Here is a 24,843-nt window from a genome sequence, read left to right as displayed (position 1 = left end):
GTGAATCGGGCTGCCGCGGTTTTCAGGCCGCGGGCAGGGCCTCCACCAGAAGCTCGGCGAAGCGCCGTGCCGAGGGCAGGGCGCCAAAGCTCCACGCCGCTGGCAGCGTAATATAGGTGCCGTCGCGGACGCTGGGTAAATGTTGCCATAGCGCACTGCGGCGGAGTTTTTCCTCGACGCCGGTGGGGTAGGGCTCAACCACCACGAGTTGCGCGTCGAGCTTCATCAGCTGTTCGAGGCCGACCAGGCTGAAACCCCAGGCGTTGGTCTCCTCCTGCCAGGCATTTTCCAACCCCAGGCGATCCAGCACCGCTTGGAACAGGCCATTCTCACCGAAGACGCGTACGTGCCGCTCGTCCATGAACTGGATGATCAGCATGGGGCGGATCTCCTCGGGCAACTGCTGCCGCAGTGCTTCGATATGGCCGTCGGCCGCAGCGATCAAGGCGTCGGCCGCTGCGCTGCGCCCGGTCACCTCGCCCAGCTCGCGGGTCAGCGTTGCCGCTTCCTCCCAGGTGTCGCGGCCGGGCGTATAGAGGTGGAAGGTGTCGACCTGCCCGATTTTGCTCAAGCGCGGCGCCAGGTTGGCGAACATCGGCGAGATGACGATATGCGCGGGCGCCAGATGCGCCAATAGCTCGGTATTGGGTTGCGAGCGCAGCCCGATGTCGAGCACGTGCTCTGCCAGGCGGGGCTCTCCGACCCACTCATGATAAGCGTCTACCTGGGCAACGCCTTGGGGCGAGGCGTCGATGGCCACCAGGGTCTCGGCCAGGGTCCAGTCGATGCTGGCGATGCCCTCGGCATGAGAGGGGGTGGCATAGATCAATCCGAGCCCCGACACCAGCATGAGCGAACCTCCTAGGCGACGCAGTCGCGAGGTAATGGAAGCAGGCATGTTGGGATCAGGGCCTTGGTGACGTCATCTTGTGATAATGGTTGCTATTTCGATGCGTGAGTGTGCCAGCTCATGCGCGGGCTGTCCATCCTTGCTGGGCGGTGATCAGAAGGCATAGCTGAGACTGGCCAGCACCCCGCGCTCGGCGCCGAAGTAGCAGTACTCCAGCGAGTTGCAGGCAGCGACGTACTCTTCGTCGGTGAGGTTGGTGACGTTGAGGCGGGCGCTGAGACCGTCGTAGCCGAGGCGGCCCAGGTCATAGCCCAGGGTGGCGTCGACCAGGGTGTACTCGGGGACCCTGGCGGTATTGGCGCGGTCGGCCTGGATATCGGCGTAGTAACGCACCCCGAGGCCGGCGTCGAGGCCGTCGAGAGCACCGCTGTCGAAGGCGTAGTGCCCCCACAGGCTGGCCTGATGGCGCGGTGCATAGATGGCCCGGTTGCCCTGGTTGCCGTCGTCGCTGCGCCGGTAGGTGATGTCGGTATAGCTGTAGTTCGCCTGCAGGCGCACGCGATCGGTGAGCTGGGTGTAGGCCTCCAGCTCGACGCCCTGGGATTGGATCTCGCCCACGGCGCGATAGGGGTCGGTGGGCTGCTCCTTGGTGGCGACGTTCTCCTGATTGATGCGGAACAGCGAGACGCTGTAGCGATCGTCGCCGCCGGCAGGCTGATATTTGAGGCCGGCCTCGAGCTGCTCGCCTTCCATGGGCGGCAGCAGGTCGCCCTCGGCGTCGATGAAGCTGGTTGGGGTGAAGGCGGTGGAGTAGCTGAGATAGGGGGCGACGCCGCTGTCGAACAGATAGAGCAGGCCAGCGCGGCCGCTGAACTGGGTGTCGTTGAGTTCGCTGCGCTCGCCGCTGTCGAGGTTGGTGTTGGTGATGTCGACCCAGTCGTAGCGTCCGCCGAGGGTCAGCCGCCAGTTGCCCAGGGCCATTTGATCCTGGAGGTAGACCCCGGTCTGACGCAGTTCATGCTGCTCGCGGGTGGGCGGATACATGGCAATGGGGTCGGCGCCGTATTGCGGATCGAAGGCATCCAGGTTGGGGAAGGCGCCCGAGGGCCAGTCGACGTGGTTGTCGCGCTGCTGGTAGTCGACGCCCAGCAGCAGGGTGTGGTCGATGAAGCTGCCGCTGAGGTTGGCCTCGAGCTGGTTGTCGAGGGTCCAGGCCTCCAGTGACTCGTCGCCGCCGGCGAAGTAACGGGTCAGTTCGCTGTCCGAGCCCGGCGCCCAGCCGAAGCCGTAGACCTGATCCATGACCACATCGGCATTGAGGTAGCGCAGCCGTTGGCGCGCCCGCCACTCATCGTTGACGTGGTGCTCCAGCTCGTAGCCGAGCATGCGCTGGGTGCGCTTGAATTTGTCGTATGCCGCTTCGCCGTCGAAGAAGGTGTTGGCGATGCGCCGGCCGTTGCGGTCGACCACGCTGCCTTCATAGGGCACGCCGGAGTGGTAGCCTCCCTCGGGATCCTGCTGCAGGTAAGCGTACAGCGTCAGGCTGGTGACATCGGTAACGTCCCAGGTCAGAGAGGGGGCGATGGCGTAGCGCTCCTCCTCGACGGGGCCGAACTGGGTGTCGGCGGCGCTGGCCAGGCCGGTCAAGCGATAGGCCACACGGTTCTCGTCGCCGAGTGGCCCGGTGAGGTCGAAGGCCGCGCTACGCTGCTGGTTGTTACCCAGCGAGAGGCGCAGTTCGCCACCCGGTTCGAACGCGGGGCGCTTGCTGGTCAGCGCCACCACCCCGCCGGGGGAGGCGCGCCCGTAGAGCACCGAGGCGGGGCCACGCACCACCTCGATGCTGTCCAGGAACCACGGATCGACGCTCATCGAGCTGTAGGAGTTGCTGTCACCCATCACCTTCAGGCCGTCGAGGAAGGTGTTGCTCAGGCTGCCGTCGGAGAAGCCGCGCAGCACCAGGTAGTCGTAGCGGTTGGAGGCGCCGACCTGGTTGCTGAACACCCCGGGGGTGTAGTTGGTGGCACGCTGTACCGTGCGTGCGCCCTGGGTATCCATGTCCTCGCGACTGACCAGCGACACCGCCTGGGGCGTCTCGACGAAGGGTGTCGTCACCTTGGTGGCGGCCTGCTGGGCGGTGACGGTAAGGGTGTCGAGCGGCTGTGCTTGCTCCTCGTCTTGGCCCCAGGCCGTGCTGGCGATCGCGCTGGCAAGCATGGTGATAGCAAGTGAAAGCGGGTGTGGTTTGCGCATGGCGGCAATGTCCCTTGGCATGACGATGCGATCATTTTTCTAGGAATGAGAAGTATTACATTTCTGGCGGCGTGCAACCTTTGCGCCGTGCCAGAATGCTTATGCGCTATGCCAGGGTGCGGGCGAGACGACGCGGAGAGACGCCGAAGTGGCGGCGAAAGGCGGTGGTGAAGTTGCTGGGATGACGATAGCCACAGCGCAGGGCCGTTTGCTGCACGCTCAGCCCCTGGGCCAGGTACTCCCGGGCCAGGGTCAGCCGCTGCTCGCGCAAGCAGTCGAATACCGACTGGCCATAGGCTTGCCGGAACTTGCTGCGCAGGCTGCTGGGGCTCATCGCTGCAATGCGCGCCAGGTCCTCGAGCCGGTAGTCCTCCATCGGTTGCTCCAGCAAGCGCTGGCGCACGTCCTCGAGGCGTGCCTGTTCGCGGGGAGCACAACTCCCGCCCGCCAATGCATCGCGCCGAGGGGCGTCGGCATGGCCGGCGTGCTGAGCGTGGGCGAGCAGCTGCAGTGCCAGGCCCTCCATCATCAGGCGGTGCGGTCCCGCTTGCCAGTGCCCCTCCAGGGCGTATTCCAGTGCGCGCTTGAGGGGCTCGGCCAGGTGCCAGGCGAACCGTGATGATGTCTCCATGGCGGGTGACAGCTCCGGTAGCACCGCGGCGTTCTCCAGGCCAAGCGCCAGGGTACGCAAGCGCTGACCGGGCGCCTGGCTGGCATGCAAGGCATGCGTCGAACCGATCAGGCGGGTGCTGACCGCTTGACCCGATGTGAGGCGCAGCTCGCTGTCTCCGAGCTTTAGCGTTACGTCACCCTCCAGCACTACCAGCACCAGCAACGCGGCTGACTGCAGCGAAGTGGACGCATAGTGTTGGAGCACCTCGACGTCGGAGTGGGTCAGGCGCATACCCGGGCGCAGCGCAAACTCCTCGACCCGGCCCTGCACCACTGGCAGGTGGCCCCGGCAGGAAAACCGGTAGGCGATGCCAAAGCGCTTCCCGTAGCTGCTCAAGTCATCGCCGCAGTAGCGCTGGCAGGGCGTTGGAGGCATCGCGTGTTGATTCTCGGTGGAGGAGTAGGGCATGAGGGCATGATACACGAATGAGGTTTATTCGTATTTATTCTCGAGTACCACGATTCATTCGCGCCGTTCGCGTTGCTCTGCCATTCTGAGCTAGCATAGGGGGCTGCGGCCAAGCGCCGTGTCTTTTCTATCAGCAAAGGGAGGAGCTAGAGTCATGCCTCATACACTGCCCGATTTGCCTTACGCTTACGACGCGCTGGAACCGCACATCGACGCGATGACCATGGAAATCCACCATTCGCGTCACCACCAGACCTACGTCAACAACCTCAATGCCGCCCTAGAGGGCACCGGCCTCGAGGAGACGCCGGTAGACGAGCTGCTGGCCAGCCTGGACAAAGTGCCGGCCGACAAGCGTCAGGCGGTCATCAACAACGGTGGCGGCCACTCCAACCACACCATGTTCTGGGAAATGATGTCGCCCCAGGGCGGCGGTCAGCCCAAGGGCCAGGTGGCAGCCGCCATCGACGAGCAACTGGGTGGCTTCGATGACTTCAAGGATGCCTTCAAGAAGGCTGCCCTGGGTCGCTTCGGTAGCGGCTGGGCCTGGCTCAGCGTGACCCCGGAGAAGAAGCTGGTGGTGGAGAACTCCCTGAATCAGGACAGCCCGATCTCCAACGGCAACACGCCGGTGCTCGGTCTGGACGTCTGGGAGCATGCGTACTACCTGAAGTTCCAGAACAAGCGTCCCGACTACATCGAGGCGTTCTTCAACGTGATCAACTGGGACGAGGTCGAGCGTCGCTATCAAGCGGCCACTGCCTAAGTACCGATTGAGTGCGTCAATCTGATCGCCGCGGCCATCTGGCCGCGGCGCTCTTTTGTCAGCGCTATCCCCCTGATCGACGTCTTTCTTGATCTCTATTAAGGTCGCGCGCATTCAAGCCGCTAGACTTGCCTTGTCGACGCTTCCAGCAGGGCTCTGAGGTGATTGGACCGCCTCGCCCGACCTACCGTATGCAGGCGCGTTTCTGGCCAATAGACACTATATATTGATTTCAGCGTGGCAGGATTCACCAGATATGGTGTATCATGATGACCATCGGTTCACGCAACACATGCCTTAAATCGCAAGGGAATGATAACCATGAAGATTGAGATTTACAGCAAGCCCGCCTGCGTCCAGTGCACCGCCACCTACCGTGCGCTCGACAAGCAAGGGCTCGACTACGAGGTCATCGATCTGAGCCAGGATCCCAGCGCTCGCGAAACGGTGGAAGGCCTGGGTTACCGCCAACTGCCGGTGGTGGTGGCCGGTGACGACCACTGGTCGGGCTTCCGTCCGGACCGCATTCAGGCGCTGGCATAAATCTGGCTAACGGTGATTCGGGGAGGTCGTCATGACGGCCGCACAGGCACAAGACGCTGCGTTCAGCGCTGCTCAGCCGGATGGCGAGCTGGTGTACTTCTCGACCAAGTCGGGCAATACCCATCGCTTTGTCGAGAAGCTCGGCCTGCCGGCGCGGCGCATCCCGCTGAACCGTGACGAGCCGCCGCTGCGGGTCACCCAGCCCTATATTCTGATCACCCCGTCCTACGGTGGCGGTAGTACCCAGGGCGCGGTGCCCAAGCAGGTGATCCACTTCCTTAACGACCCGCACAACCGCGGGCTGATCCGAGGGGTGATCGCCGCCGGCAATACCAACTTCGGTACCGCGTACGGCCTGGCCGGGCGCATCATCGCCGACAAGTGCGGCGTACCGCTGCTATATCGATTCGAGCTGCTGGGCACGGATGAAGACGTGGCCAGGGTTCAACAGGGAGTAGACGCGTTTTGGAAACGACAGCCATGAGCGAGACCCACCGGCCCGCCGGCCAGGGCGAGGCGGCACGCACGCTGGATTATCATTCCCTCAACGCCATGCTCAATCTGTATGGCCCCGAGGGTGAGCTGCAGCTGGACAAGGACCGCGAGGCGGCGCGCCAGTATTTCCTGCAGCACGTCAATCAGAACACGGTGTTCTTCCACTCGTTGGAGGAGAAGCTCGACTACCTGGTCGAGGAGAGCTACTACGAGCCCGAAGTGCTCGAGCAGTACGACCGCGCCTTTATCAAGTCGCTGTTCGAGCAGGCCTACGCCTACAAGTTTCGTTTCCCGAGCTTTCTCGGCGCCTTCAAGTACTACACCAGCTATACGCTGAAGACCTTCGACGGCAAGCGCTACCTCGAGCGCTACGAGGATCGCGTGTGCATGGTCGCGCTGGCGCTGGCCCGCGGTGACGAGACCCTGGCCCGGGCGCTGGTCGACGAGATCGTCAGCGGCCGCTTCCAGCCTGCCACGCCGACCTTCCTCAACTGCGGCAAGCGCCAGCGCGGCGAGCTGGTGTCGTGCTTCCTGCTGCGCATCGAAGACAACATGGAGTCCATCGGTCGCGCCATCAACTCGGCGCTGCAGCTCTCCAAGCGCGGCGGCGGCGTGGCCTTCCTGCTCAGCAACATTCGCGAGTTCGGCGCGCCGATCAAGCGCATCGAGAACCAGTCGTCGGGCATCATCCCGGTCATGAAGCTGCTCGAGGATGCGTTCTCCTACGCCAACCAGTTGGGCGCGCGCCAGGGCGCCGGGGCGGTCTATCTCAACGCCCACCACCCGGACATCCTGCGCTTCCTCGACACCAAGCGCGAGAACGCCGACGAGAAGATCCGTATCAAGACGCTGTCGCTGGGCGTGACCATCCCCGACATCACCTTCGAGCTGGCCAAGCGCAACGAGGCGATGTACCTGTTCTCGCCCTACGACGTGGAGCGCGTCTACGGCGTGCCGTTTGGCGATATCAGCGTCACCGAGAAGTACCATGAGATGGTCGACGACTCGCGCATCCGCAAGTCCAAGATCAACGCCCGGGAATTCTTCCAGATCCTGGCCGAGGTGCAGTTCGAGTCGGGCTATCCCTATGTGATGTTCGAGGACAACGTCAACCGCGCCAATCCCATCGCCGGGCGTATCAACATGAGCAACCTCTGCTCGGAGATCCTCCAGGTCAATACGCCGAGCCTCTATGACGACGACCTCGGCTATCGCCACACCGGCGAGGACATCTCCTGCAACCTGGGCTCGATGAACATCGCCAAGGTGATGGACGCCGGTGATATCGGCACCAGCGTCGAGATTGCCGTGCGCGGCCTGACCGCGGTCTCCGAGATGAGCCACCTCGCCTCGGTGCCGTCGATCGCCGAGGGCAACGCCCACTCCCGCGCCATCGGCCTGGGGCAGATGAACCTGCACGGCTTCCTGGCTCGCGAGCATATCTACTACGGCTCCGAAGAGGGGCTGGACTTCACCAACCTCTACTTCTACTGCGTGGTCTATCATGCCCTGCGCGCCTCCAACCGCCTGGCCGTCGAGCACGGCGCGGCCTTTGCCGGCTTCGCCGACTCCGACTACGCCAGCGGGGCGTTCTTCGACAAGTACACCGAGCACGAGTGGCAGCCGCGTACCGAGAAGGTGCGGGGGCTGTTCGAGCGCGCCGGCATCGCCATCCCGACCCGCGAGGAGTGGCAGTCGCTCAAGGCCTCGGTGATGGAGCACGGCCTCTACAACCGCAACCTGCAGGCAGTGCCGCCCACCGGCTCGATCTCCTACATCAACCACTCCACCTCGAGCATTCACCCGGTGGCGGCCAAGATCGAGATCCGCAAGGAGGGCAAGCTGGGCCGCGTCTACTACCCGGCGCCCTATCTCAACGACGACAACCTGGACTACTACCAGGACGCCTACGAGATCGGCCCGGAGAAGATCATCGACACCTATGCCGAGGCTTCGCAGCACGTCGACCAGGGCCTGTCGCTGACGCTGTTCTTCCCTGACACGGCCACTACGCGCGACATCAACAAGGCGCAGATCTACGCCTGGCGCAAGGGCATTAAGACGCTCTATTACGTGCGCCTGCGCCAAAGCGCCCTGGAAGGCACCGAAGTAGAGGGCTGCGTTTCCTGCAGCCTCTGACAAGCGAGCGAATCATGACCAACGCACACACAGCACAGGGCACGGCGCCGCGCCTCTCGCGGGTCGATGCCATCAACTGGAACCGCCTCCAGGACGACAAGGACCTGGAAGTGTGGAACCGCCTGACCAGTAACTTCTGGCTGCCGGAGAAGGTGCCGCTGTCCAACGACATTCAGTCGTGGAACACCCTCACGCATCAGGAACAGCAGCTCACCATCCGCGTCTTTACCGGCCTGACGCTGCTCGACACCATCCAGAGCAGCGTCGGCGCCCCGGCGCTGATGCCGGATGCGCGTACCCCCCACGAAGAAGCGGTCTACGCCAACATCGCCTTCATGGAAGCCGTGCACGCGCGCTCCTACAGCTCGATCTTCTCGACCCTGTGCGCCACCCGGGACGTCGACGACGCCTTCCGCTGGAGCGAAGAGAACCCGACCCTGCAGGCCAAGTCGGAGCTGATCCTCGAGCGCTATCGCGCCGACGACCCGCTGATGCGCAAGGTCGCCAGCGTGTTCCTCGAGTCGTTCCTGTTCTACTCCGGCTTCTACCTGCCGATGTACTGGTCGAGCCACGCCAAGCTGACCAATACCGCCGACCTGATCCGCCTGATCATTCGCGACGAAGCGGTGCACGGCTACTACATCGGCTACAAGTTCCAGCAGGCCCTGGCCGAGGCCACCCCGGAGCGCCAGGCGGCGGTCAAGGAGTACGCCTACGAGCTGCTGCTGGAGCTCTACGACAACGAGGTCAAGTACACCGAGTCGCTCTACGACGAGGTGGGTCTGACCGAGGACGTCAAGAAATTCCTCCACTACAACGCCAACAAGGCGCTGATGAACCTCGGCTTCGAGGCGCTGTTCCCGTCAAGCGTCACCGACGTCGACCCGACCATCCTCGCCGCGCTCTCGCCCAACGCCGATGAGAACCATGACTTCTTCTCCGGCTCCGGCTCCTCCTACGTGATCGGCAAGGCGGTGGCCACCGAGGACGAAGACTGGGCCTTCTGAGGCTAGCGGTTTATCAGGATGGCGTTCAGCGCCACCGGTACCTCGTCGCCGATGCGCTGATAGCCGAGCAGGCTCAGCACGCTGCGCAGCGTGGAATTGGCCATGATCTCCTGGCCGTCGAGGGCCACCGGTTCAGCGGTGGTCACGCGTACCGTGTCGAGGTCCTCGCGTGTGAAGCGCAGGTCCACGGGCTCCTGCTGGAGACTGCCGTCGGCGCGTACGCTGAAGGTCAGTGTCTCGACCATTGATTCGCCGATATCGAGGGCGTCGAGGCGCTCCGGCGGCAGCTGTGTATTCAACGTCGCCAGCGGCATGTCGGTGATGCCGGAAAGCCATGGCGGCAGCGGCCCCAGGCGATCCAGCGTGTCGGTCTGGTTGAGGCGCAGCGGTAGCGTCAGGATGCCATCCTCGGAAATATCACCGCGCAGCTCGCGCACGCGGTGCTGATGCTCCACAGGGCCGTTATCGGTCAACTCGAAGATGGTCGCCTCGACCTGCGAGCGCTCGGGGTCGAGCTGCCAGTCGGCATGGGCGGGCAGGGCGATGAGCAGGGCAAACAGGGCAAGATAGGCTTTCACATGAGTCTCCCGGTCGATGACACAGCAGAGACACGCCGCCGCGAGAAAAGTGCCCCATTCCAACAATCCGCACGTGGCTACGCTGGCCTCACCCATCGGCATTCGCTATCATACCCCCGCGCGCTGACGCGCCCCTCCCGATGGGCCTATAGCTCAGTTGGTTAGAGCAGGGGACTCATAATCCCTTGGTCGCTGGTTCGAGTCCAGCTGGGCCCACCAATGAAATCAATCGGTTACGCCGCCAAGGGTCACTTTTCATTAGTGTGTGGTTGCTGATTGGTTGCTGATCCGCGGCAACTTCGCTACCACGCTCTCCCACCTTGCCGGGTCGGCATGCGCATAGCGACTGGTCACTGTCAGTGACGAGTGTCCGAGCAGATCCCTGATGCTCGTTAACGCCTCCCCCTTGCTCGCCAGCAATGAGGCATAGCAGTGACGCAAATCGTGAAAGCGGATGTCAGGGCGACCGATCTTCTCCCGGGCTTTCTCGAACGCGCCACGCACCCTGTCGCCAGTCGTGTCAAAAGGCAAGGCTTTCACCAGCGGTAGGGCTTCTTCCGTCAAGGGGATGATCCTTGGCTTCCCGTTTTTCGTCTGGTTAGGCATGAGCACGATGCGACCGTCGTAGACGTTCCTGGATTCCAGTGCCATCAGCTCACCCCGCCTCATGCCCGTCAGCATTGCCAGCAAAATCACCTCTCGCTCGACCTGGTAGCGTTCGGGTACCGCTGCAAGCAGCTCGGCCAGCTCCTGCTCCGTCAGGTAGACATGCCTTTCATTCTTAGGTGTGGGCTTGCGTAGCTTGCCGTCCAGCGGCAGATCGATCCAGTCCCACTCGCGGTACGACAGCGAGAGGACTCGCTTTACGACCTGAGTGCGGTTGTTGATGGTCGACTGCGCCAATCCCTTCTCCTTGAGGGCCTTCTGCATCCTGCGAGCCGAGTCCAGAAGCTCTTGCCCGATGATCACGCCGGGCGCATGCTCATCCATCCACCTGGCAACCAGCAGGATATGCTGCTTCTGTGAGCGAACGTCATATTCGCTGACCATGCGTTGCAGTCCCTCTGAGAAGGTGTACTTCGGTTTGCGGCCCATGACACCGTTGAACTCGTCCTCTTGGCGTTGAGCCTCTGCCTTCAGCGCATACTGCCTTGCTTCTCCTTCTGTGCGAAAAGTTCGCTGAGAACGCTGGCCGTTGACGGTGCAGCGGACGACCCACGTGCCACGATCTTTCCTGTGCGAGACTGTGTATCCCATTTCCGATCCTCCTTCCGCTGAGGATCGCGCCTGCAGCGTCTAGCGTACTCTTCAACTGCTCCATGCTCAAAACGCACTGCCTTCCCAAACTGGATGTATCCGATTTCGTGCTTGTGCCCGTATACCCAGCTCAGGCTCATTCGTAGTTTTTCTGCAACGTCTTCTGGTCTAAGAAATGCGTCTGGCATGGGAAACCTCCGTTGCCTCATGGAGCAGGTCGTAAGGCAATAATACATTAACGCATTAGCCAGTCAATACGTTTTCGTATTGGGGAGGGAGAGTCTCGTGCCTGGAGGGCCTGCGGTGAGCGGCGAGGGAGTTTACAGCTTTATCTTGGCTTCAATAGCTACGGCCAGCACTCGACAGCTTTTTTCCAGTTTAATCAAGGGGTAAGAGGGGTTCAGGGGCTTCAAGAAAATCTGGCCGCTTTCGTCAATCAGCGTCCGGAGGGTTGGTTCAGCCGAGCCTGCAGGAGCGGCTAGCACCAGCTTTCCAGGGGCTGCTTCCAAGCCGGTGTCCATGAGAACCAAGGTACCTTCCGGCAGGCTGGGCGAGGAACCGATGGGTGCTGCCATCGCATCACCACGCATTCTTAGCCAAAAAGCCACACCGACCTGTAAGTAGTCACTTGATTCAAATTGCCTTTTCTCATCTGAGGCAGGCTCCTTGAGCTGACTTGCCTGCATAGCTTCGGGCCAGGTGAGAATGGGGTAAGACCTGAGGTGCTGAGCAGTGGGTTCTTTATCGTACCGTGCTCCTCCGGCAAGGGCAGCTGCCGCTGCTCCAATCACTGGGAACGTACCCGACGCCCCCGAGCCTGCCGGAGTGGAGGAAGCTTGTTTAGCATCGCCATGCGCAAGGAAGCTTGCAGTGGTTCCTAACGAGGCAGCAATGCTCTCCAAATTACTGATTCTTGGGGATTTGCTAACGCCTTTGAGGATGCGATGTATGGTCGGCTGTGGCACCTTGGAGCGCCGAGCCAGCTCATTTTCACCTACCCCCTGCTCTTCCATGAGCTGGCGAAGTCGCTCAGCGATTGATGTTGCTGGATTCATACCGGGCTGCCTACCTGTACTGTGACATCGTCAATACGCAAATGTATTGATTTTTTCGCCCCGAGTCCATGCCAACAGCGCAGACTTGCAGCCCCGCCAGCGACGCCAAGGGTAGCAGGCCGTCCTCGGCCTGATGAGGACGGTGCAACAAACGGGAAAATAGGGCATCCTGCGGCGCATGAAAATTTCATCTGCTCCCGTCAGTTACCAAACCCACGTCCGCCCGTCGCAAGCAGTGGACATGATTCGCCACTGTAAAGCCTTACAGCGGGCGTTCGACCGCCTGACGGATACCTCCCGGGACCCAAGGCGCTTTCTCGACACTAGTGCGACATATGACCCCCAGATGGTGGCCATGCAATGGGTATCCCAGCGAGAAGTGCCTGCCTTCCGTGAAGCCGCACTCAACAATCATTTCATCTGTGCTAACTGGAAGACCTTTGATGAGCTCAAAGGCGACGGATTCCGATCAAAGGAGGCGGTGTTAACGGGGCGTCCTCTGGTGCCAGGTGACGCTGACTTTATGTGGCTGAGGCGTTTTATCCATTCGGTAGTGGTATGGGAGACCAGCACGGCAGAGCCTAATCCGCCGACGTTGCGGGTGGCGGCTGCCTTTCAGGGCTGGTCTGATGTTGCCAATGCCTTGCAACGGGAGCTGGAAAGGACTAGCAATAATGGATGAATTACGCCGAATATTCTAGACACCCGCCAGGTTCTGGAAGTGGCGCCGCTCGTACTCGATAGCAGACAGGTGATCACACCTGATGACGGCGCCTCGGCTGTATCAAGAATCAATAGCCGGGCTTGATAAGGTAAAATCCCGACCTAAAACCGCCAAACTTCTGGCGAGGAGGACTGTAATACTCCTGCTCTGAAAACAGGGGCAAGCTGTCGAGATGATACTCGATACCGTTGCGTATATCAGGCCCATTTGTTCCGGAAAAAATGTGCTCTCTGAAACGATATTTCCTTAAACCTCTGTGATACTCGACATGTCCAAGCTTTTGCAAAAGCTTGACTGATTCTCGAAGACGCTGATCACTTTCCCTTCCACGTAGGCGGTAAGGGCCGTATTGTTTCAATCGTGTCATGGTAAATTCTTGCTCTCTACCTAGCGCCAGATGCTCAGGAAGCTCTGGGGAGCTAGCGAGAGGATTCTGATTGTCTTTGTCAGCCCACTCGATGAGGTGTTTGGCAAGTTCGTTAGCATCAGAGACTACCTGAGGCTCGCCTGCTAAAAAGCGCTGAAAGTGAATAGAGCACTTGCGGACGAAGTCATAGCAAAATATTAGAGTATCCTTGGAAATATCACCCTCATAGCCCTCAAAGAAATGGATCAAGGCGGACATGCGAGTGACATTATCCATCAGTTTTGATGCGTGGTCCGAATAGTATTGATATGGACCGCCATCCTTAATCGAGTCTTCAATGCCCTGATGGTACCTTTTCCACAATTCAGAAGCCTCAGAAGTGAATCTCAGAAGCTGTTTTTCTGTTGAAGGATCAAAAGTGGTAGGGGTGATTCCATCAGGCTCAGTGAGAAGTTCGTAAGATTTTTGGTTGAATCGATCAATATGCGGGAGGTCGCGTAAGTTTCTAGTGGCACGATTTCCAGCCATTTTTCCTGGCTTTATCACCAAAAAACGCGCAAGAAACCCCATGCCCCTCGCCTCTTCACCTCGCTTGGAAAGGAAGCGATCTATTACACTGGGCTGTGTCATTAGTGAAAGAGTTAGTCGTGCGCCGGAGAGAATGAAGCTGGGACGAGTCATTCGGTCTACAATGACATCGCCGCCATCCCAAAGCGTATTTATTTTGTCCAAATCCTGAAGCGCTAGACCACTGAATATGCTGTTAGCCTCACTGGTCAGAAGGCAGCCATAACGTGAATGCTCGTGCAGGTGGTATACAAGCGCCTGAGGTGTCGTGTCATCGTAAATAAGCCTAGGAAGATTGGGTGGAATTGGCTTATTTTTTTGAATGGAATTTAGTCTTTCTCTGGCTCTTTCGATAGACGTTGCGTCTGAGCTTTTAATCGCTTTTGTCAATGCGATTTTGAGAGCCTTTTCCTCTACATTCCATACGTCAACATCAAAACTATGCTGCGAGAGTCTCTCATTGCTGATTTGAATTGAAGCTCGATTGAGAGCGGATATTGACCGAAAAAAAAGATTTTGCACGGTGGTTTTCCGTTCGCCAGATTCCGCTAACGTCAGCAGCATGAGAGGCGTTTGTACCGTATGACCTATAGGCATCTCGACATCAACGAGCCCTTGGCAAGAGACAGAAATCGCTCCAAGGGCGCACATGACTGCCATCTCTAAAGGGACCTGAACTTCCCCTGCCGCTTCGACGGAAGCCGACCAAAATAGGCTGCTCTCACGATACTTTGGCCAATGATCAGGCCTATCATCCCCAAAGGGAACTTCGATCGGCGTGGCTTGCGGAGCATTATGTGTAACCAATTTTTTCTCCGTTAATCTTTAAATCATGCTATAGCTGCTAGGGTATAGCAGCTATAGCATGGTTTCTACTCATTTTTATGATTAATTAACCAACGCTTGATCAGAGTCTGCCCAGGTCCGCGTGGATACCGACGGAACTGCAGCCACTCCTCCAGGGTACGATGGGACACCCCCATTTCCTCAGCCATTTTCGCCTGGGAGATCTTTCGGATCTTGGCCAATGCTTTGGCATCGCGAATCAGCCGTCGTTTGGGCTCATTCTGCTCCATCTCAGCCAAGCGTTTGTCCTCCGTGGGCGGATACGGTGGTGGGGTATGCCAGGTTGGAGGCGATGGCTCGATGACAGGATCGATGGCATGGGCATTCTGCTGCTGAGCTTCCCACTCTGCCTTGCTGACTGCCTGCCAGGGTAATAGGGGCGGCCTGCTACTATCATCGTAATGACGTGACTCTTCAGGCAGATCGCTGGGATGATGTTTCGGGGGGAAAGTGGACATCGTTTCACTCCAATGGATTGACGAAAAGGCCTACCATGTTCAGGGAAGGCCTAGTAGAAAAGCGGGGAGAAAGTAGCCCGGCATTGGCCGCCGCAAGACGGAATCACCGGCTTATTCCCGTGACTGCCGTGACGACTCATACCATGAGCGCATTACAATAAAGCTGAATGGTCAGCGGGCAGATGTGTGAAGTGCCGACGCTGATGACAGGCCTAGGAGGCTGAGAACTTCCTAGGTCGACCAGGGCGTGGTCCATCGGGCAAGGTCGGCGTTGGGCTGGTCTGGAATGTACGGCCAGTGACCAGCATGGCGGCGTACTCATCGATCTTGGTCAGGTAGCGGGCGATGTAGTCCAGGCCGCGCTGTTTCTTGAAGTCGTGGTAGTCGATGCGCCCCAAGGCGTAGTAGTGATAGACGTTCTCAGCATTGCGATTGCAGTTGAAATAGTGGCCCTGGCCGCCGGTGATGGAGCGCGCCCATAGCTCGCCGATAAGCCGAGCCTTGGTAACGTCTTCCTGCACCTGATGGCCATCGAAGAAGAATACGAAATGGTAATGAAATCCCTTCTGAGGACGCCATTCTAGCTTCCAAGCGTAGCCAAGTAGGTGATCAAAGAGCGCGTAGGAGTGAAACATCCGGCACAGCTGTTCACGATGGTAGCGCGCCGTCTCATAGTTGATATACGGCCCATCCATCTCAGTATAGCTCAGATCGACTCGCAGTACCGTCAGGCGGCTATGACAGGCGAATAGGGTATCCATTAGATCCCGGAGACTCTGGTAATTGTTGCGGCTATTGCGGCGGTTCCGGTTGCACTCGTAGGCAAAGTCCGGCTGCTTCATGCATTGGTACCAGGCCGTCAGTCGCTGATTGAGGTCGACGACCGTCTGCTCTGCTACCTGCCGGCTCATGGTGGGTGGCTGATGGAATCCTGCCTCACGCAGATAGGCACAGCTCGCAAACGCCCAAAGGAAGCGCTGGGCGTGAGGGCTCGGACGATAGTGCTGACCGATGTCAGTCTCCTTGAACATCGTCACCAGCACCGTATAGAGCGTGGTCAGCGTGTCCAGCAGAGCGTTCGGTGCCAATACCACGACATCACTGCCGTAACTATCCGGAAGGATCAGCCGTTCACTCTGCAGCAGCGTACCGGTTACGGCCAAGCCCTTCAGTTGCCGATCCACCTCGATCAAGTCCTGTCGCCAGAGGTGGTGTGAAAGCGTGGCGATCTCCTGCCCTAAGGCGGAGGTCTCCAGCACGGTGCTGCTCATGCCTTGGCAGATGGCCAGCATTTCCGCTTCGCTCAGGGTGTCGTCGTTAGCATCATCGTACATGGGGGATTGCCTCTCTTTGATGGTGTTGGAGCGTTTCGCTCGTACCATCGCCGAGGCATGTAGAAATTTACGTCACCGCCGGGAAACGTGGCAGGCCATCTCCAAGAGGCCTGGCCACTTCGAGGTCTCGCTGGCTACGTGATGCTGTCCAAGACTGGAAGGTCGATTCGATCCTTTTGGGGATCTCCCCTCCTGCCCATAGCGCCTCTGTAGGGTAACAAGACGGATATGAGATCCGTGGTTCCTTAATTTTTTTTGTGCTGTGCCTAAAGAACCATCAAAAAATGCCGATATTTATGGTCAGATTTTTTTGAAGCTTAACCGGCTGCCCTTTTAATAACAAATAACGCGCCAAACGTATGCTAATTTCTTCCGGAAAGACGGGGGAAGGCAAAAATTAATAGGAGCTTTTATGCTGTTTTTTACGAAAAGAAAATTAATGGAGATGACATGAGAAACCTGTGCATGCTCCCGCTTGCTTTTTTGATTTATGGGTGCTCCGATCATGACATAGAAGACCTTAAGGGAAGTACGATCCCTGGATATTCTTCTTATACGGTTGGCCAGTTATTTGACAACAGAAAGCTTTGCAAGTCCGTAGACTGGTCAACAAGGAATGGTGAAAGAGGTGAGAAAATAATTGATTACTCATGTGTCATGCGCGACGTGCTGGAGTTTGAAGAAAGATTCATAGAAGAATCTGCAGAGGATTTCCTCGGTTTGATAGGTAGGAAATCTGGTACAGAATATAGAATTGACGAGATAACCGAAGGCCTTGTTTATCATGAGCGTTATTTGACGCATGTCTTGGACGAGATAGAGATGGATGAGCCACATCCTGAGGCTATTCGCCTGGGACAAAGGGTGGCAGTGCTGATAGAGAAACGTGAAGAACTTTCAAGTCTAACCTTGGATGATGTAGCTGAAGGTAGGTTTTCTACTTTCAGGTTGCCCTTTGATATCATATCGGCAAGACATGAAATGGCAACTGACTCCATTCCACTTGGCTACTCGGAGCCCAATGTGGAAAGGCAGGATCGAGCAAAGCGGATTATTGAAACATTTCTCGAAGAGGAAAAACGCACCACGCTCTCCGATATTGAACGCTTAGAGAGGGAAATTGATGAGATTAACAAAAGGGCAGAAGAGAACAGAGCCAGATCACTTGCCTCGGCCAGAAGGGCTGTAGACGAGAACAAGAACTTGTTGGCAGAGCTAGAAGAAGAGGTAGTCGTTCGTGCTGAAAAATTCGAAACATTAGTGAGAGATTTCGTTGCAGAGCTAAAAAACCAAAGTGATGATGTATATGCTTTAGAAAGTTTTTCATGGGTAGTGGCCCCAAATGGAACCTATGAGGTTCTGCATGCTGGATTCGAAGGTCACTCACGTATCAGGGGTTACGTTAACACGACCTATCATAACTACAGGCACGCAATCGATAGAATTTATGAGAATAGATTACAAAATTACGAGGAGTTCCTTCGAGCCACAGGAGGCCACGCTGAAATGAATCAAATAATGTCACGATATCGAGGCTCTCTTATAAGCACCCTATAAGAAGCCTTAAGATTTGGGATATTTTTCAAGCCAAAGATTCTGGCTTGAAAGAATCTCAGATTAACCTTGGCGTTAAGCACTTCACCGTAGGCAACCTCTGCCCCAAGCTCGGGCAGAGATTGCTGGGCGGTCTCAAGTCAGAGCGGACACATTTTCAGGCCGCAGCCGCCAATTCAATTGAAGCGCCCCCTTCCTGAACTGCACAGTCTAGAGTGCGGTGATCAGGAGGATGAGATGAGCAACGAACCCACCGTCAAACGATGGACCGCGGAGCACAAGGCCGCTGTGGTCATGGACCTCTTCCAGAGCAAGACCACCTTCGGTGAAGTGGCTCGCCAGCATTCTCCCCCTTCCTATTGGGCTCTTACTACGTGAGCCCATTGTCTTTAGAGCTATTGAATACCCCCCCCCTATAGAACCCATGGTTATATCTAATAACATACAAAGCCAAATGGCCTAGCACGCCCAGAGGGGAGCATACCGGGGGCTGAAGAGCCAATGCCCAGTGAATGCCAGGCGTTTTCCGAGTAAGTCATTGAAAAAGTTACTGTCGTAGACAAGGCAGACCACTGGGTTGCCAGCTACCTGCTCACCGATTCGATTCAAAAAAATCTCAGCCCTGTACTACCACGATGAAGCCCCAGACGACTGGGTTCTCAGCGTTCATCATGGAGGTACTGCCATGCCCACAAGCTGCCCAAGCTGTGGCTCACATCACGTCATGTCCCGACACCACGGCCGCAAGGTGTGCGGGGTTACCGGCGCTGCCGCCGGAATGGCTTCAGGGTCGGCTGGAGCCCTCAGTGGTGCCAAGACCGGCGCCATCATGGGGGCAATGGCCGGTCCTGTCGGTATCAGTGTCGGTAGCATCACCGGCGCCGTGCTGGGCGGCCTGATTGGCTGTGCCGCTGGCGGCGTCACCGGCGCACGTCTCGGCGCACAGCTTGACGACAAGGTACTCGACAACCATCAGTGCGGCGATTGCGGTCACAGTTTCCGCCCCGTGGCGGACTGATCCCTACGCTCATCCCTGTTTTCCCTCAACTCGCGCGCGCATGGCCCGCTGCCCTCGGGTGGCGGGCTGCTATGCCGTGATCACAACGTTTCAAGGAGCTATACCCATGGCACATCTGATCGAGCAAATGGCTTACGTCGGCGACACCCCCTGGCACGGCCTGGGGCAGCAGCTGTCGCGTCATCAACCGCTGGAGATCTGGCGGCAACAAGCCGGTATGGACTGGCACATCGAGGCATCCCCGGTGCGCTTCATCACCAACGGCGCTGGGCACCTGGGCAGCATCCACTCTTTCCCTGAGCAGAAGGTGCTCTACCGCTCCGACACCAAGGCCCCGCTGTCGGTGGTCTCCCAGCGCTATAAGGTGGTACAGCCGGAAGAGGTGCTGGAGTTCTACCGGGATCTGACCGAGTACGCTGGCTATGAGCTGGAAACCGCTGGGGTGCTCAAGGGCGGTAGAAAGTTCTGGGCGCTGGCCCGTAGCGGACTGGGCACGGCGCTTAAGGGTCAGGACCAGGTCAACGCCTATCTGCTGTTGGCCACGTCCTGTGATGGCTCACTGGCCACCGTCGCCACACCCACGTCAGTCCGAGTCGTCTGCAACAACACTCTGACCATCGCCGTGGATGGCATGAGCCAAGGCGTGAAGGTGCCGCACAGCACCGAGTTTCGCCCGCAGCTGGTCAAGCAACAGCTGGGCATCTCAGTCGCCCAATGGGACGACTTCATGTATCGAATGAAGACCCTGGCCGAACGCAAGGTCAGCCAGGACGAGATCAAGACCTATTTCCAGTCGGTGATCTGCAACGCCGAGGCGCCGCTGGACGATCCTTCCAAGCTGCCCAACGTCCGGGCGCTCAACCGCGTCCAGAAGCTCTACCAGGGCGAAGGGCGGGGCTCGCAGCTCTGCACGGCCCAGGGCACCGCCTGGGGCCTGCTCAACGCCATCACCGAGTACGTCGACCACGAGAAGCGCGCCCGAAGCAACGACTACCGCATGGATTCCGCCTGGTTCGGCCAGGGAGCGAGCCTCAAGGACAAGGCGCTGGCGTCGGCCATGGCGCTGATCGCCTGATCGATATCGTTCCCCTACACATCACGGCATAGCGCCCGGCCCCCACCAAGGCCGGACGTTTCTGTTTCTGGAGGACTCATGTCATCGCGATTGTCATTCGAGATCTGCCGCGCCCTGACCCAGCTGACTCGCCAGCTGCTGGGGGCCAATGAACGTGAAACCCATACCCACGTGCTGGCCGAGGGCCGGATCTACCGCGTGGTCGTGTCACTGGAGCCGGTCCCGGCCGAACAGCTCTACGAGGTCATCAACCGCTACCTATAAGGAGGTCAACATGGCAACCACTACCCAACCAACGCCTTCTCCTAAGCCATCTGGGCACAACGGCCAGGTGTCGACGGACCCGCCGCTGCAGGAGAGCACGGCGATCATCCAGGTGATCGAGCGTGCCGCTCTCAACCCGGAGGTCGACATCGACAAGATGGAGCGACTGCTGCAGATGCAGGAGCGTGTCCTCGACCGCCAGGCGCTGATGGCCTACAGCGCTGCCATGGCGTCGATGCAGACCGAGATGCCGAGCATCGCCGAGCGTGGCCAGGGCAACAACGGCGCCTACGCCACGTTGGAGGATATCGTCGACACCGTACGCCCGATCATGCAGCGCCACGGCTTTGCGGTGAGCTTCCGTATTCAGACACAGGAGCGTGGTATTCAGGTCACCGGTGTGCTGATGCACCAGGGAGGTCATCGCGAGGAGACCAGCATGCTGCTGCCGGCGGACGTCAGTGGCAACAAGAACGCCGTGCAGGCCTTCGGTTCATCCACCAGCTACGGCAAGCGCTACGTGCTGTGTGCGCTGCTCAACATCACCACCCGCGGCCAGGACGACAACGGTCAGGGCGCCGCGCCCCCAATGAAGGTGGTCACGCCCTTCCAGGCCAGCCAACTCAAGCAGCTGATCACCGCCTGTCCCATCACTACCCAGGAGTGGCTCGTTGGCAAGTACGGCGAGGTCGAGCGGGTCCCCCGCAGCGACTTCGACAAGCTGCGTGCCTCGCTGCAGAAGCGGGCCCTACCCAACCATCAACGTCACTGAGCGATCGGCGAGGGTTACCCCTCGCCGCTATGCCGTCATGTCACAAGGAGATCGTCATGCAGATCCTGACACTGGAACAGGGCACGCCCGAATGGCATGCCGCACGCCTCGGTATCGTCACCATGTCCGAGCTGAAGACCCTGCTGGTCAAGGGCAAGGGGCCGGCAGGCTTCGGTACTGGCGCCATCAGCTACATGCACCAGCTGATCGGCGAGCGTATCACCGGTGAGCCCTCGGATGCCTTCCAGGGCAATGCCCATACCCAGCGTGGCCACGAACTGGAACCGGTGGCCCGGGAGCTTTACCAGGAAGCCACTGGCCTGCCTCGCCTCGAGGAGGTCGGCATCATTCTCAACCACGGCGTGGGCTATTCACCGGACTGCCTGGTGGACAGCCACGGCCTGGCCGAGATCAAGACCAAGCTGCCCAAGTACCAGATCGAGCTGCTGCTGGACGGTGAGCTGCCGCAGGAACACGTGGCCCAATGCCAGGGAGGCCTGTGGGTCAGCGAGCGGGAATGGATCGACTTCGTCAGCTACTGGCCGGGGATGCCGCTGTTCGTGAAGCGCGCCTACCGGGACGAGGCGCTGATCAAGACCATCGCCGAGCGGGTCGAGGCGTTCTACGAGGAAATGGAGCGCCGCATGGCGCAAGTGATGGCGGCCTGAGGAGACACCCTATGAATCACCGTAAGCTGAGTGCCGGCGAGACCGCCGGTACCTATCGCATCACCGACACGGTGACCGAAGCAGAGCTGCTGAGCATCGCCCAGACCTTCGCCCGTCGACGGCTGGCCAGGGGGCGCAAGATCACCCAGCCGGCGCTAGCGTTCGAGTACCTGCAGATTCTGCTGCAGGACTACGAGCATGAGGTGTTCAGTGCCATCTTCCTCGACAGCCAGCATCGCGTCATCTGCTTCGAGGAGTTGTTCCGCGGCACCATCGACTCGGCCAGCGTCTACCCCCGTGAGGTGGTCAAGCAGGCACTGGCCAATAACGCCGCGGCTGTGATCTTGGCCCACAACCACCCAAGCGGCGATCCAGAGCCCAGCGATGCGGACCGGCGCATCACCCAGCGGCTCAAGGACGCGCTGGGGCTGGTCGAAGTGCGGGTCATCGATCACATCGTGGTCGGTAGTGAGGGATGCGTTTCGTTTGCGGAGCGGGGGGATCTATAGTGCCCATATTGCGACAAAAACCGGTGCTGCCCATCGGGCAGCACCGGTTTAGTTGGTATTTTTTTATTTTGCCTAGAGCCCCAGCATTGCAACGGCAAATCATGAGCGCCTCGAAATGCCTGGTTGCACGTTGCGGCTGCCGCGTGCCGGCCACTCCACGGGCCGTGGTAGAAGCACTCACGCGATAATGACTGGGCAGCTATTCCGAATCTGTGGCCCACCAGCGTGAGAACTCCTGGAATTCGTCATCTGGTCGTATCACCTCGCCAATGATTGGCACCACTAGGCGATATGGTTGATCTTCACTGGCCTTTACAATGCGTTCGAAGGGTTCGTCCCAGTCGTGGGCTGCGATAGAGAAACGACCCGCATGACCCGGGAGGAGGATCTGCGTGTCAAGGTCGAGGGCTGCCTGTGCGGCCTCCTCGGGAGTCATGTGGATGTTGGCCCAGCGGCTGTCGTACTGGCCCATGTCCAGCGCGGCCACGTCGAAGCCACCCAGGCGCTCGCCAATCTCACGGAAATGCGGGCCGTAACCGCTGTCTCCACTGAAATACAGGTTGCGCTGAGGCGCTTCCAGAGCAAAGGCCACCCACAATGTCTTGTTTCGGGTCAGCATGCGCCCGGAGTAGTGGCGCGCTGGCAGGACGTGAATGCGCAAGTCGGGGTCAAGCTCCAGCACGCTATTCCAATCCGCCTCATAGATATTTTCAGCAGGATAGTCCCAGTGCCGGAAGTATTCACCCATGCCCAGCCCCGTCACCACATGGCGCACCCGCTCCCGCAGCGCGGCGATGCTGGGATAGTCGAGATGGTCCCAGTGATCGTGGGTGATCAGCAGGTAGTCAATTTCCGGAAAGTCGTCAGCTGTGTACGGAGTTGTACCGGCAAAGGCGGTATTGAGGTATGGGGCCGGCGCAGCCTCTGTGGAGAAAACCGGGTCGATCAGGATGCGATGCCCCGCTACCTGCACGAAGTAGGACGAATGTCCCAGCCAGACTACCACGTCCTCCTCCGGATCGAGCGCCTTGAGATCACGCCGTACCGACGGCAAGGCCATATCGGGAGCCAGGCGCGGATTTCGATCGAACAACATCGACATGACGTTGCCCACGAAGCCGCGGCTCTCGCCGGTGCGCATCGGGGTGTCGATCAGGTTGCGGAACTCGCCGTCGACATAGTGCGGTGATGCCTCAATGGCGCGCAGGGATTCGCCCTCGGGCAGCGCCCCGAACTTAGGATGTTGCAGATAGGCGTAGCTACCTGCTGCGAGGGCGGCACCCAAAACCAACAGTACCAAAGCGGTACGGCGTAACCATTTCTTCATCAACCATCTTTCTCCATCACAGCAAAACCCCATGTCGCAGTCTCTTAATTCGACAACGGTGCCAGGCCGATACCAAAGCGATGCTCTTGCCCAAACAGGCCAAAAGAACAACCACCTTATCAAGGTGTAGTTGGATAGAAAGCGGCAGCTTTCCATCAAGACATGCGATCCACAGCGACAGCGCTTGAATCAACGGTCTACTTTCTCGTCGATCCAGGCCAGGATTAGATCGGCGATCTGTAAGTTGTTCTCGTCCATCATCATCATGTGGCTGTTGCCGCGCGTGCCGGTGTCGGCTGTGGCCAGCAAACGGACATCGCCCTGGGCGGCATCGATGCGCTCTTTGAATGCCTTGCAGTCGTTGAAGCGATCTTCCCAGCTTGGCCCCGGCAGCTGTGTGTTAGCCGCAAGATGGTCACCAAACAGGATGAACATCGGTGTCTGCGCGAGGGTGGCTATCTCGTCATCAGTGTGGACCTCTGCATTACAGGTACCCGGTTCCACCATCACGATGGCTCGAATGCCAGTGGCGTCGATGATGGCCGATTCCAACGGATATGGGCCGGATTGGGAGTGGACCAGCAGCACCGCGCCATCGAGTTGCAACGCCAGGTCTGACAATGCCTCCCAGTTCGGATTGGTTGCACGGGAGGTCCCGAGAAGGTCGGGGACGCTTTGCTTGGACAATTCGGCTGCGGCCTCGACCGGGAATTGCGTATCAGGGAACGGCTGGCCGGGTTCAGGGCCAAAGCGAAAGTTCGTCCATGCACCGAAACGGTCCCCAAGCCTGAGCAGTTCGGGTTGCTCGTCGGCTGGAACTTCCTCGGCCTGGACCCTGTTGAATACGGACTGGTCGAAGCCCGAACGCGCTCGACCTATCTGATCAACGACGTAAACCGGATGGCCTTCGCGGACGAAATATTCGAACCATCCCATACGACCGTCCGGAGTGGTGTCGTAGGTCTTTCCGCTGAGCGTGGCGCCATGGACCATCACCACCGGCACGCTGGCTGCCCTCTCTGGAACCATGTATTCCACATACATCTGATTGATAGTGATCTGATCGTCCGGCCCCAGGCTGCCGATCTCAACGTCAGTTCTTTCCACCTGCTCACCACCAACGAAGAAACTGCCGCGTGATTCGAGGACCAGTGGGCTTTCAGCAGGCCGAATATCGTTCAGTTGTTGAGCGGTAGCCGAACCCACGCCCAGCGTGCTGGCTAGCATTATGGCCGCAATAGCCGTGCTCAAAGGTCTAGTGGTCGGGTTGTCAGGTAAGCGCATGGGCTGTGTCCTTGTCCGTTAACAGGGGTATCACAGAGTAATTCGGTGGCGT

The 24,843-nt window shown here is 59.0% G+C and carries 25 protein-coding genes and 1 tRNA gene; 15 read left to right on the top strand and 11 right to left on the bottom strand.

The features are described from left to right. Nucleotides 1-22 precede the first annotated feature (22 nt). From BLT16_RS13880 to BLT16_RS13870, 3 genes are all read right to left on the bottom strand, one after another. The gene (locus BLT16_RS13880) at nt 23-850 is read right to left on the bottom strand and encodes an ABC transporter substrate-binding protein (protein WP_245701669.1); all 828 of its coding nucleotides are present in this window, start codon (nt 848-850) and stop codon (nt 23-25) included. 153 nt (nt 851-1,003) lie between these two features. Further along, nucleotides 1,004-3,103, bottom strand: coding sequence for a TonB-dependent siderophore receptor (locus tag BLT16_RS13875; protein WP_089659101.1), 2,100 nt, complete (start codon nt 3,101-3,103; stop codon nt 1,004-1,006). Between the two features lie 106 nt (nt 3,104-3,209). Further along, nucleotides 3,210-4,199, bottom strand: coding sequence for a helix-turn-helix transcriptional regulator (locus tag BLT16_RS13870; RefSeq protein ID WP_245701667.1), 990 nt, complete (start codon nt 4,197-4,199; stop codon nt 3,210-3,212). 139 nt (nt 4,200-4,338) lie between these two features. On the opposite strand from BLT16_RS13870, the gene BLT16_RS13865 reads away from it, so the two are divergent. From BLT16_RS13865 to nrdF, 5 genes are all read left to right on the top strand, one after another. Then, nucleotides 4,339-4,950, top strand: coding sequence for a superoxide dismutase (locus tag BLT16_RS13865; protein WP_089659099.1), 612 nt, complete (start codon nt 4,339-4,341; stop codon nt 4,948-4,950). Nucleotides 4,951-5,271: 321 nt separating this feature from the next. Next, on the top strand, nt 5,272-5,493 hold the full coding sequence (gene nrdH / locus BLT16_RS13860) for a glutaredoxin-like protein NrdH (protein ID WP_089659098.1): 222 nt from the start codon (nt 5,272-5,274) through the stop codon (nt 5,491-5,493). A 31-nt stretch (nt 5,494-5,524) separates the two neighbouring features. Continuing rightward, nucleotides 5,525-5,977, top strand: coding sequence for a class Ib ribonucleoside-diphosphate reductase assembly flavoprotein NrdI (gene nrdI, locus BLT16_RS13855; protein WP_089659097.1), 453 nt, complete (start codon nt 5,525-5,527; stop codon nt 5,975-5,977). Next, the gene (gene nrdE / locus BLT16_RS13850; protein WP_089659096.1) at nt 5,974-8,127 is read left to right on the top strand and encodes a class 1b ribonucleoside-diphosphate reductase subunit alpha; all 2,154 of its coding nucleotides are present in this window, start codon (nt 5,974-5,976) and stop codon (nt 8,125-8,127) included. Before nrdI ends, nrdE begins: the two co-directional genes overlap by 4 nt. 14 nt (nt 8,128-8,141) lie before the next feature. Continuing rightward, nucleotides 8,142-9,134: a class 1b ribonucleoside-diphosphate reductase subunit beta gene (gene nrdF / locus BLT16_RS13845; protein ID WP_089659095.1), complete on the top strand. Its 993-nt coding sequence runs from the start codon at nt 8,142-8,144 to the stop codon at nt 9,132-9,134. Nucleotides 9,135-9,136: 2 nt separating this feature from the next. On the opposite strand, the gene BLT16_RS13840 is transcribed toward nrdF, so the two are convergent. Beyond that, nucleotides 9,137-9,712: a hypothetical protein gene (locus BLT16_RS13840; RefSeq protein WP_089659094.1), complete on the bottom strand. Its 576-nt coding sequence runs from the start codon at nt 9,710-9,712 to the stop codon at nt 9,137-9,139. A gap of 142 nt (nt 9,713-9,854) precedes the next feature. Here BLT16_RS13840 and BLT16_RS13835 point away from each other — a divergent pair. Continuing rightward, nucleotides 9,855-9,931: transfer RNA gene (locus BLT16_RS13835), tRNA-Ile, on the top strand. Nucleotides 9,932-9,970: 39 nt separating this feature from the next. Here the strand turns inward: BLT16_RS13835 and BLT16_RS13830 are convergent. Then, nucleotides 9,971-10,969 (bottom strand): tyrosine-type recombinase/integrase, encoded by a 999-nt coding sequence (locus BLT16_RS13830; protein WP_089659093.1) that lies wholly within the window; start codon nt 10,967-10,969, stop codon nt 9,971-9,973. A gap of 320 nt (nt 10,970-11,289) precedes the next feature. Continuing rightward, nucleotides 11,290-12,024: a LexA family transcriptional regulator gene (locus BLT16_RS13825; RefSeq protein ID WP_089659092.1), complete on the bottom strand. Its 735-nt coding sequence runs from the start codon at nt 12,022-12,024 to the stop codon at nt 11,290-11,292. 178 nt (nt 12,025-12,202) lie between these two features. On the opposite strand from BLT16_RS13825, the gene BLT16_RS13820 reads away from it, so the two are divergent. Further along, nucleotides 12,203-12,706 (top strand): hypothetical protein, encoded by a 504-nt coding sequence (locus BLT16_RS13820; protein ID WP_143025078.1) that lies wholly within the window; start codon nt 12,203-12,205, stop codon nt 12,704-12,706. Between the two features lie 109 nt (nt 12,707-12,815). Here the strand turns inward: BLT16_RS13820 and BLT16_RS13815 are convergent, their stop codons facing one another. From BLT16_RS13815 to BLT16_RS13805, 3 genes are all read right to left on the bottom strand, one after another. Continuing rightward, complete coding sequence (locus BLT16_RS13815; RefSeq protein WP_143025077.1) at nt 12,816-14,489, bottom strand: YfjI family protein; 1,674 nt, start codon at nt 14,487-14,489, stop codon at nt 12,816-12,818. 65 nt (nt 14,490-14,554) lie between these two features. Next, nucleotides 14,555-14,986 carry a helix-turn-helix domain-containing protein gene (locus BLT16_RS20680; protein ID WP_143025076.1) on the bottom strand — a complete coding sequence of 144 codons (432 nt, stop codon included), beginning with the start codon at nt 14,984-14,986 and terminating at the stop codon, nt 14,555-14,557. A 212-nt stretch (nt 14,987-15,198) separates the two neighbouring features. Next, complete coding sequence (locus BLT16_RS13805) at nt 15,199-16,320, bottom strand: YagK/YfjJ domain-containing protein (RefSeq protein ID WP_089659088.1); 1,122 nt, start codon at nt 16,318-16,320, stop codon at nt 15,199-15,201. 450 nt (nt 16,321-16,770) lie between these two features. Here BLT16_RS13805 and BLT16_RS20675 point away from each other — a divergent pair, with 450 nt between their 5' ends. From BLT16_RS20675 to radC, 8 genes are all read left to right on the top strand, one after another. After that, nucleotides 16,771-17,877 (top strand): coiled-coil domain-containing protein, encoded by a 1,107-nt coding sequence (locus BLT16_RS20675; protein WP_143025075.1) that lies wholly within the window; start codon nt 16,771-16,773, stop codon nt 17,875-17,877. Nucleotides 17,878-18,111: 234 nt separating this feature from the next. Continuing rightward, nucleotides 18,112-18,252, top strand: a complete 141-nt coding sequence (locus tag BLT16_RS20840; RefSeq protein WP_176817239.1) for a hypothetical protein — start codon at nt 18,112-18,114, stop codon at nt 18,250-18,252. 307 nt (nt 18,253-18,559) lie between these two features. Next, on the top strand, nt 18,560-18,892 hold the full coding sequence (locus BLT16_RS13795; RefSeq protein ID WP_089659086.1) for a hypothetical protein: 333 nt from the start codon (nt 18,560-18,562) through the stop codon (nt 18,890-18,892). A 106-nt stretch (nt 18,893-18,998) separates the two neighbouring features. After that, the gene (locus tag BLT16_RS13790; protein WP_089659085.1) at nt 18,999-19,967 is read left to right on the top strand and encodes a DUF932 domain-containing protein; all 969 of its coding nucleotides are present in this window, start codon (nt 18,999-19,001) and stop codon (nt 19,965-19,967) included. A 78-nt stretch (nt 19,968-20,045) separates the two neighbouring features. Then, nucleotides 20,046-20,231, top strand: coding sequence for a hypothetical protein (locus BLT16_RS13785; RefSeq protein ID WP_089659084.1), 186 nt, complete (start codon nt 20,046-20,048; stop codon nt 20,229-20,231). A gap of 10 nt (nt 20,232-20,241) precedes the next feature. After that, the gene (locus BLT16_RS13780) at nt 20,242-21,003 is read left to right on the top strand and encodes an ERF family protein (protein ID WP_089659083.1); all 762 of its coding nucleotides are present in this window, start codon (nt 20,242-20,244) and stop codon (nt 21,001-21,003) included. Between the two features lie 56 nt (nt 21,004-21,059). After that, complete coding sequence (locus BLT16_RS13775) at nt 21,060-21,671, top strand: lambda exonuclease family protein (RefSeq protein WP_089659082.1); 612 nt, start codon at nt 21,060-21,062, stop codon at nt 21,669-21,671. Nucleotides 21,672-21,682: 11 nt separating this feature from the next. After that, nucleotides 21,683-22,180: a RadC family protein gene (radC, locus tag BLT16_RS13770; RefSeq protein WP_089659081.1), complete on the top strand. Its 498-nt coding sequence runs from the start codon at nt 21,683-21,685 to the stop codon at nt 22,178-22,180. Between the two features lie 199 nt (nt 22,181-22,379). Here radC and BLT16_RS13765 read toward each other — a convergent pair whose 3' ends face one another. Together BLT16_RS13765 and BLT16_RS13760 are read right to left on the bottom strand one after the other, a co-directional pair. Further along, a complete protein-coding gene (locus BLT16_RS13765; protein WP_089659080.1) occupies nt 22,380-23,507 on the bottom strand; it encodes an MBL fold metallo-hydrolase in 1,128 nt (375 codons plus the stop codon). A gap of 189 nt (nt 23,508-23,696) precedes the next feature. Next, nucleotides 23,697-24,791: an alpha/beta hydrolase family protein gene (locus BLT16_RS13760; protein ID WP_218124454.1), complete on the bottom strand. Its 1,095-nt coding sequence runs from the start codon at nt 24,789-24,791 to the stop codon at nt 23,697-23,699. Between the last annotated feature and the right edge of the window lie 52 nt (nt 24,792-24,843).

Origin of the sequence: Franzmannia pantelleriensis (assembly GCF_900102875.1) — a bacterium.
Lineage (GTDB): Bacteria > Pseudomonadota > Gammaproteobacteria > Pseudomonadales > Halomonadaceae > Franzmannia > Franzmannia pantelleriensis.
Note: the sequence above shows the minus strand (reverse complement) of the source record. Positions and strands in the feature narration are given on the sequence as shown.

Excerpts from the sequence above, each read along its gene's own strand:
- nrdH (WP_089659098.1), top strand. The coding sequence starts at position 5,272 with ATGAAGATTGAGATTTACAGCAAGCCCGCCTGCGTCCAGTGCACCGCC.
- BLT16_RS13785 (WP_089659084.1), top strand. The coding sequence starts at position 20,046 with ATGTCATCGCGATTGTCATTCGAGATCTGCCGCGCCCTGACCCAGCTG.
- BLT16_RS13780 (WP_089659083.1), top strand. The coding sequence starts at position 20,242 with ATGGCAACCACTACCCAACCAACGCCTTCTCCTAAGCCATCTGGGCAC.
- BLT16_RS13795 (WP_089659086.1), top strand. The coding sequence starts at position 18,560 with ATGCCCACAAGCTGCCCAAGCTGTGGCTCACATCACGTCATGTCCCGA.
- nrdI (WP_089659097.1), top strand. The coding sequence starts at position 5,525 with ATGACGGCCGCACAGGCACAAGACGCTGCGTTCAGCGCTGCTCAGCCG.
- BLT16_RS13805 (WP_089659088.1), bottom strand. The coding sequence starts at position 16,320 with ATGTACGATGATGCTAACGACGACACCCTGAGCGAAGCGGAAATGCTG.
- BLT16_RS20840 (WP_176817239.1), top strand. The coding sequence starts at position 18,112 with ATGAGCAACGAACCCACCGTCAAACGATGGACCGCGGAGCACAAGGCC.
- BLT16_RS13760 (WP_218124454.1), bottom strand. The coding sequence starts at position 24,791 with ATGCGCTTACCTGACAACCCGACCACTAGACCTTTGAGCACGGCTATT.
- BLT16_RS13865 (WP_089659099.1), top strand. The coding sequence starts at position 4,339 with ATGCCTCATACACTGCCCGATTTGCCTTACGCTTACGACGCGCTGGAA.
- BLT16_RS20675 (WP_143025075.1), top strand. The coding sequence starts at position 16,771 with ATGAGAAACCTGTGCATGCTCCCGCTTGCTTTTTTGATTTATGGGTGC.
- nrdE (WP_089659096.1), top strand. The coding sequence starts at position 5,974 with ATGAGCGAGACCCACCGGCCCGCCGGCCAGGGCGAGGCGGCACGCACG.
- nrdF (WP_089659095.1), top strand. The coding sequence starts at position 8,142 with ATGACCAACGCACACACAGCACAGGGCACGGCGCCGCGCCTCTCGCGG.
- BLT16_RS13775 (WP_089659082.1), top strand. The coding sequence starts at position 21,060 with ATGCAGATCCTGACACTGGAACAGGGCACGCCCGAATGGCATGCCGCA.
- BLT16_RS13880 (WP_245701669.1), bottom strand. The coding sequence starts at position 850 with ATGCTGGTGTCGGGGCTCGGATTGATCTATGCCACCCCCTCTCATGCC.
- BLT16_RS20680 (WP_143025076.1), bottom strand. The coding sequence starts at position 14,986 with ATGTCCACTTTCCCCCCGAAACATCATCCCAGCGATCTGCCTGAAGAG.
- BLT16_RS13790 (WP_089659085.1), top strand. The coding sequence starts at position 18,999 with ATGGCACATCTGATCGAGCAAATGGCTTACGTCGGCGACACCCCCTGG.
- radC (WP_089659081.1), top strand. The coding sequence starts at position 21,683 with ATGAATCACCGTAAGCTGAGTGCCGGCGAGACCGCCGGTACCTATCGC.
- BLT16_RS13825 (WP_089659092.1), bottom strand. The coding sequence starts at position 12,024 with ATGAATCCAGCAACATCAATCGCTGAGCGACTTCGCCAGCTCATGGAA.
- BLT16_RS13875 (WP_089659101.1), bottom strand. The coding sequence starts at position 3,103 with ATGCGCAAACCACACCCGCTTTCACTTGCTATCACCATGCTTGCCAGC.
- BLT16_RS13830 (WP_089659093.1), bottom strand. The coding sequence starts at position 10,969 with ATGGGATACACAGTCTCGCACAGGAAAGATCGTGGCACGTGGGTCGTC.
- BLT16_RS13820 (WP_143025078.1), top strand. The coding sequence starts at position 12,203 with ATGAAAATTTCATCTGCTCCCGTCAGTTACCAAACCCACGTCCGCCCG.
- BLT16_RS13765 (WP_089659080.1), bottom strand. The coding sequence starts at position 23,507 with ATGAAGAAATGGTTACGCCGTACCGCTTTGGTACTGTTGGTTTTGGGT.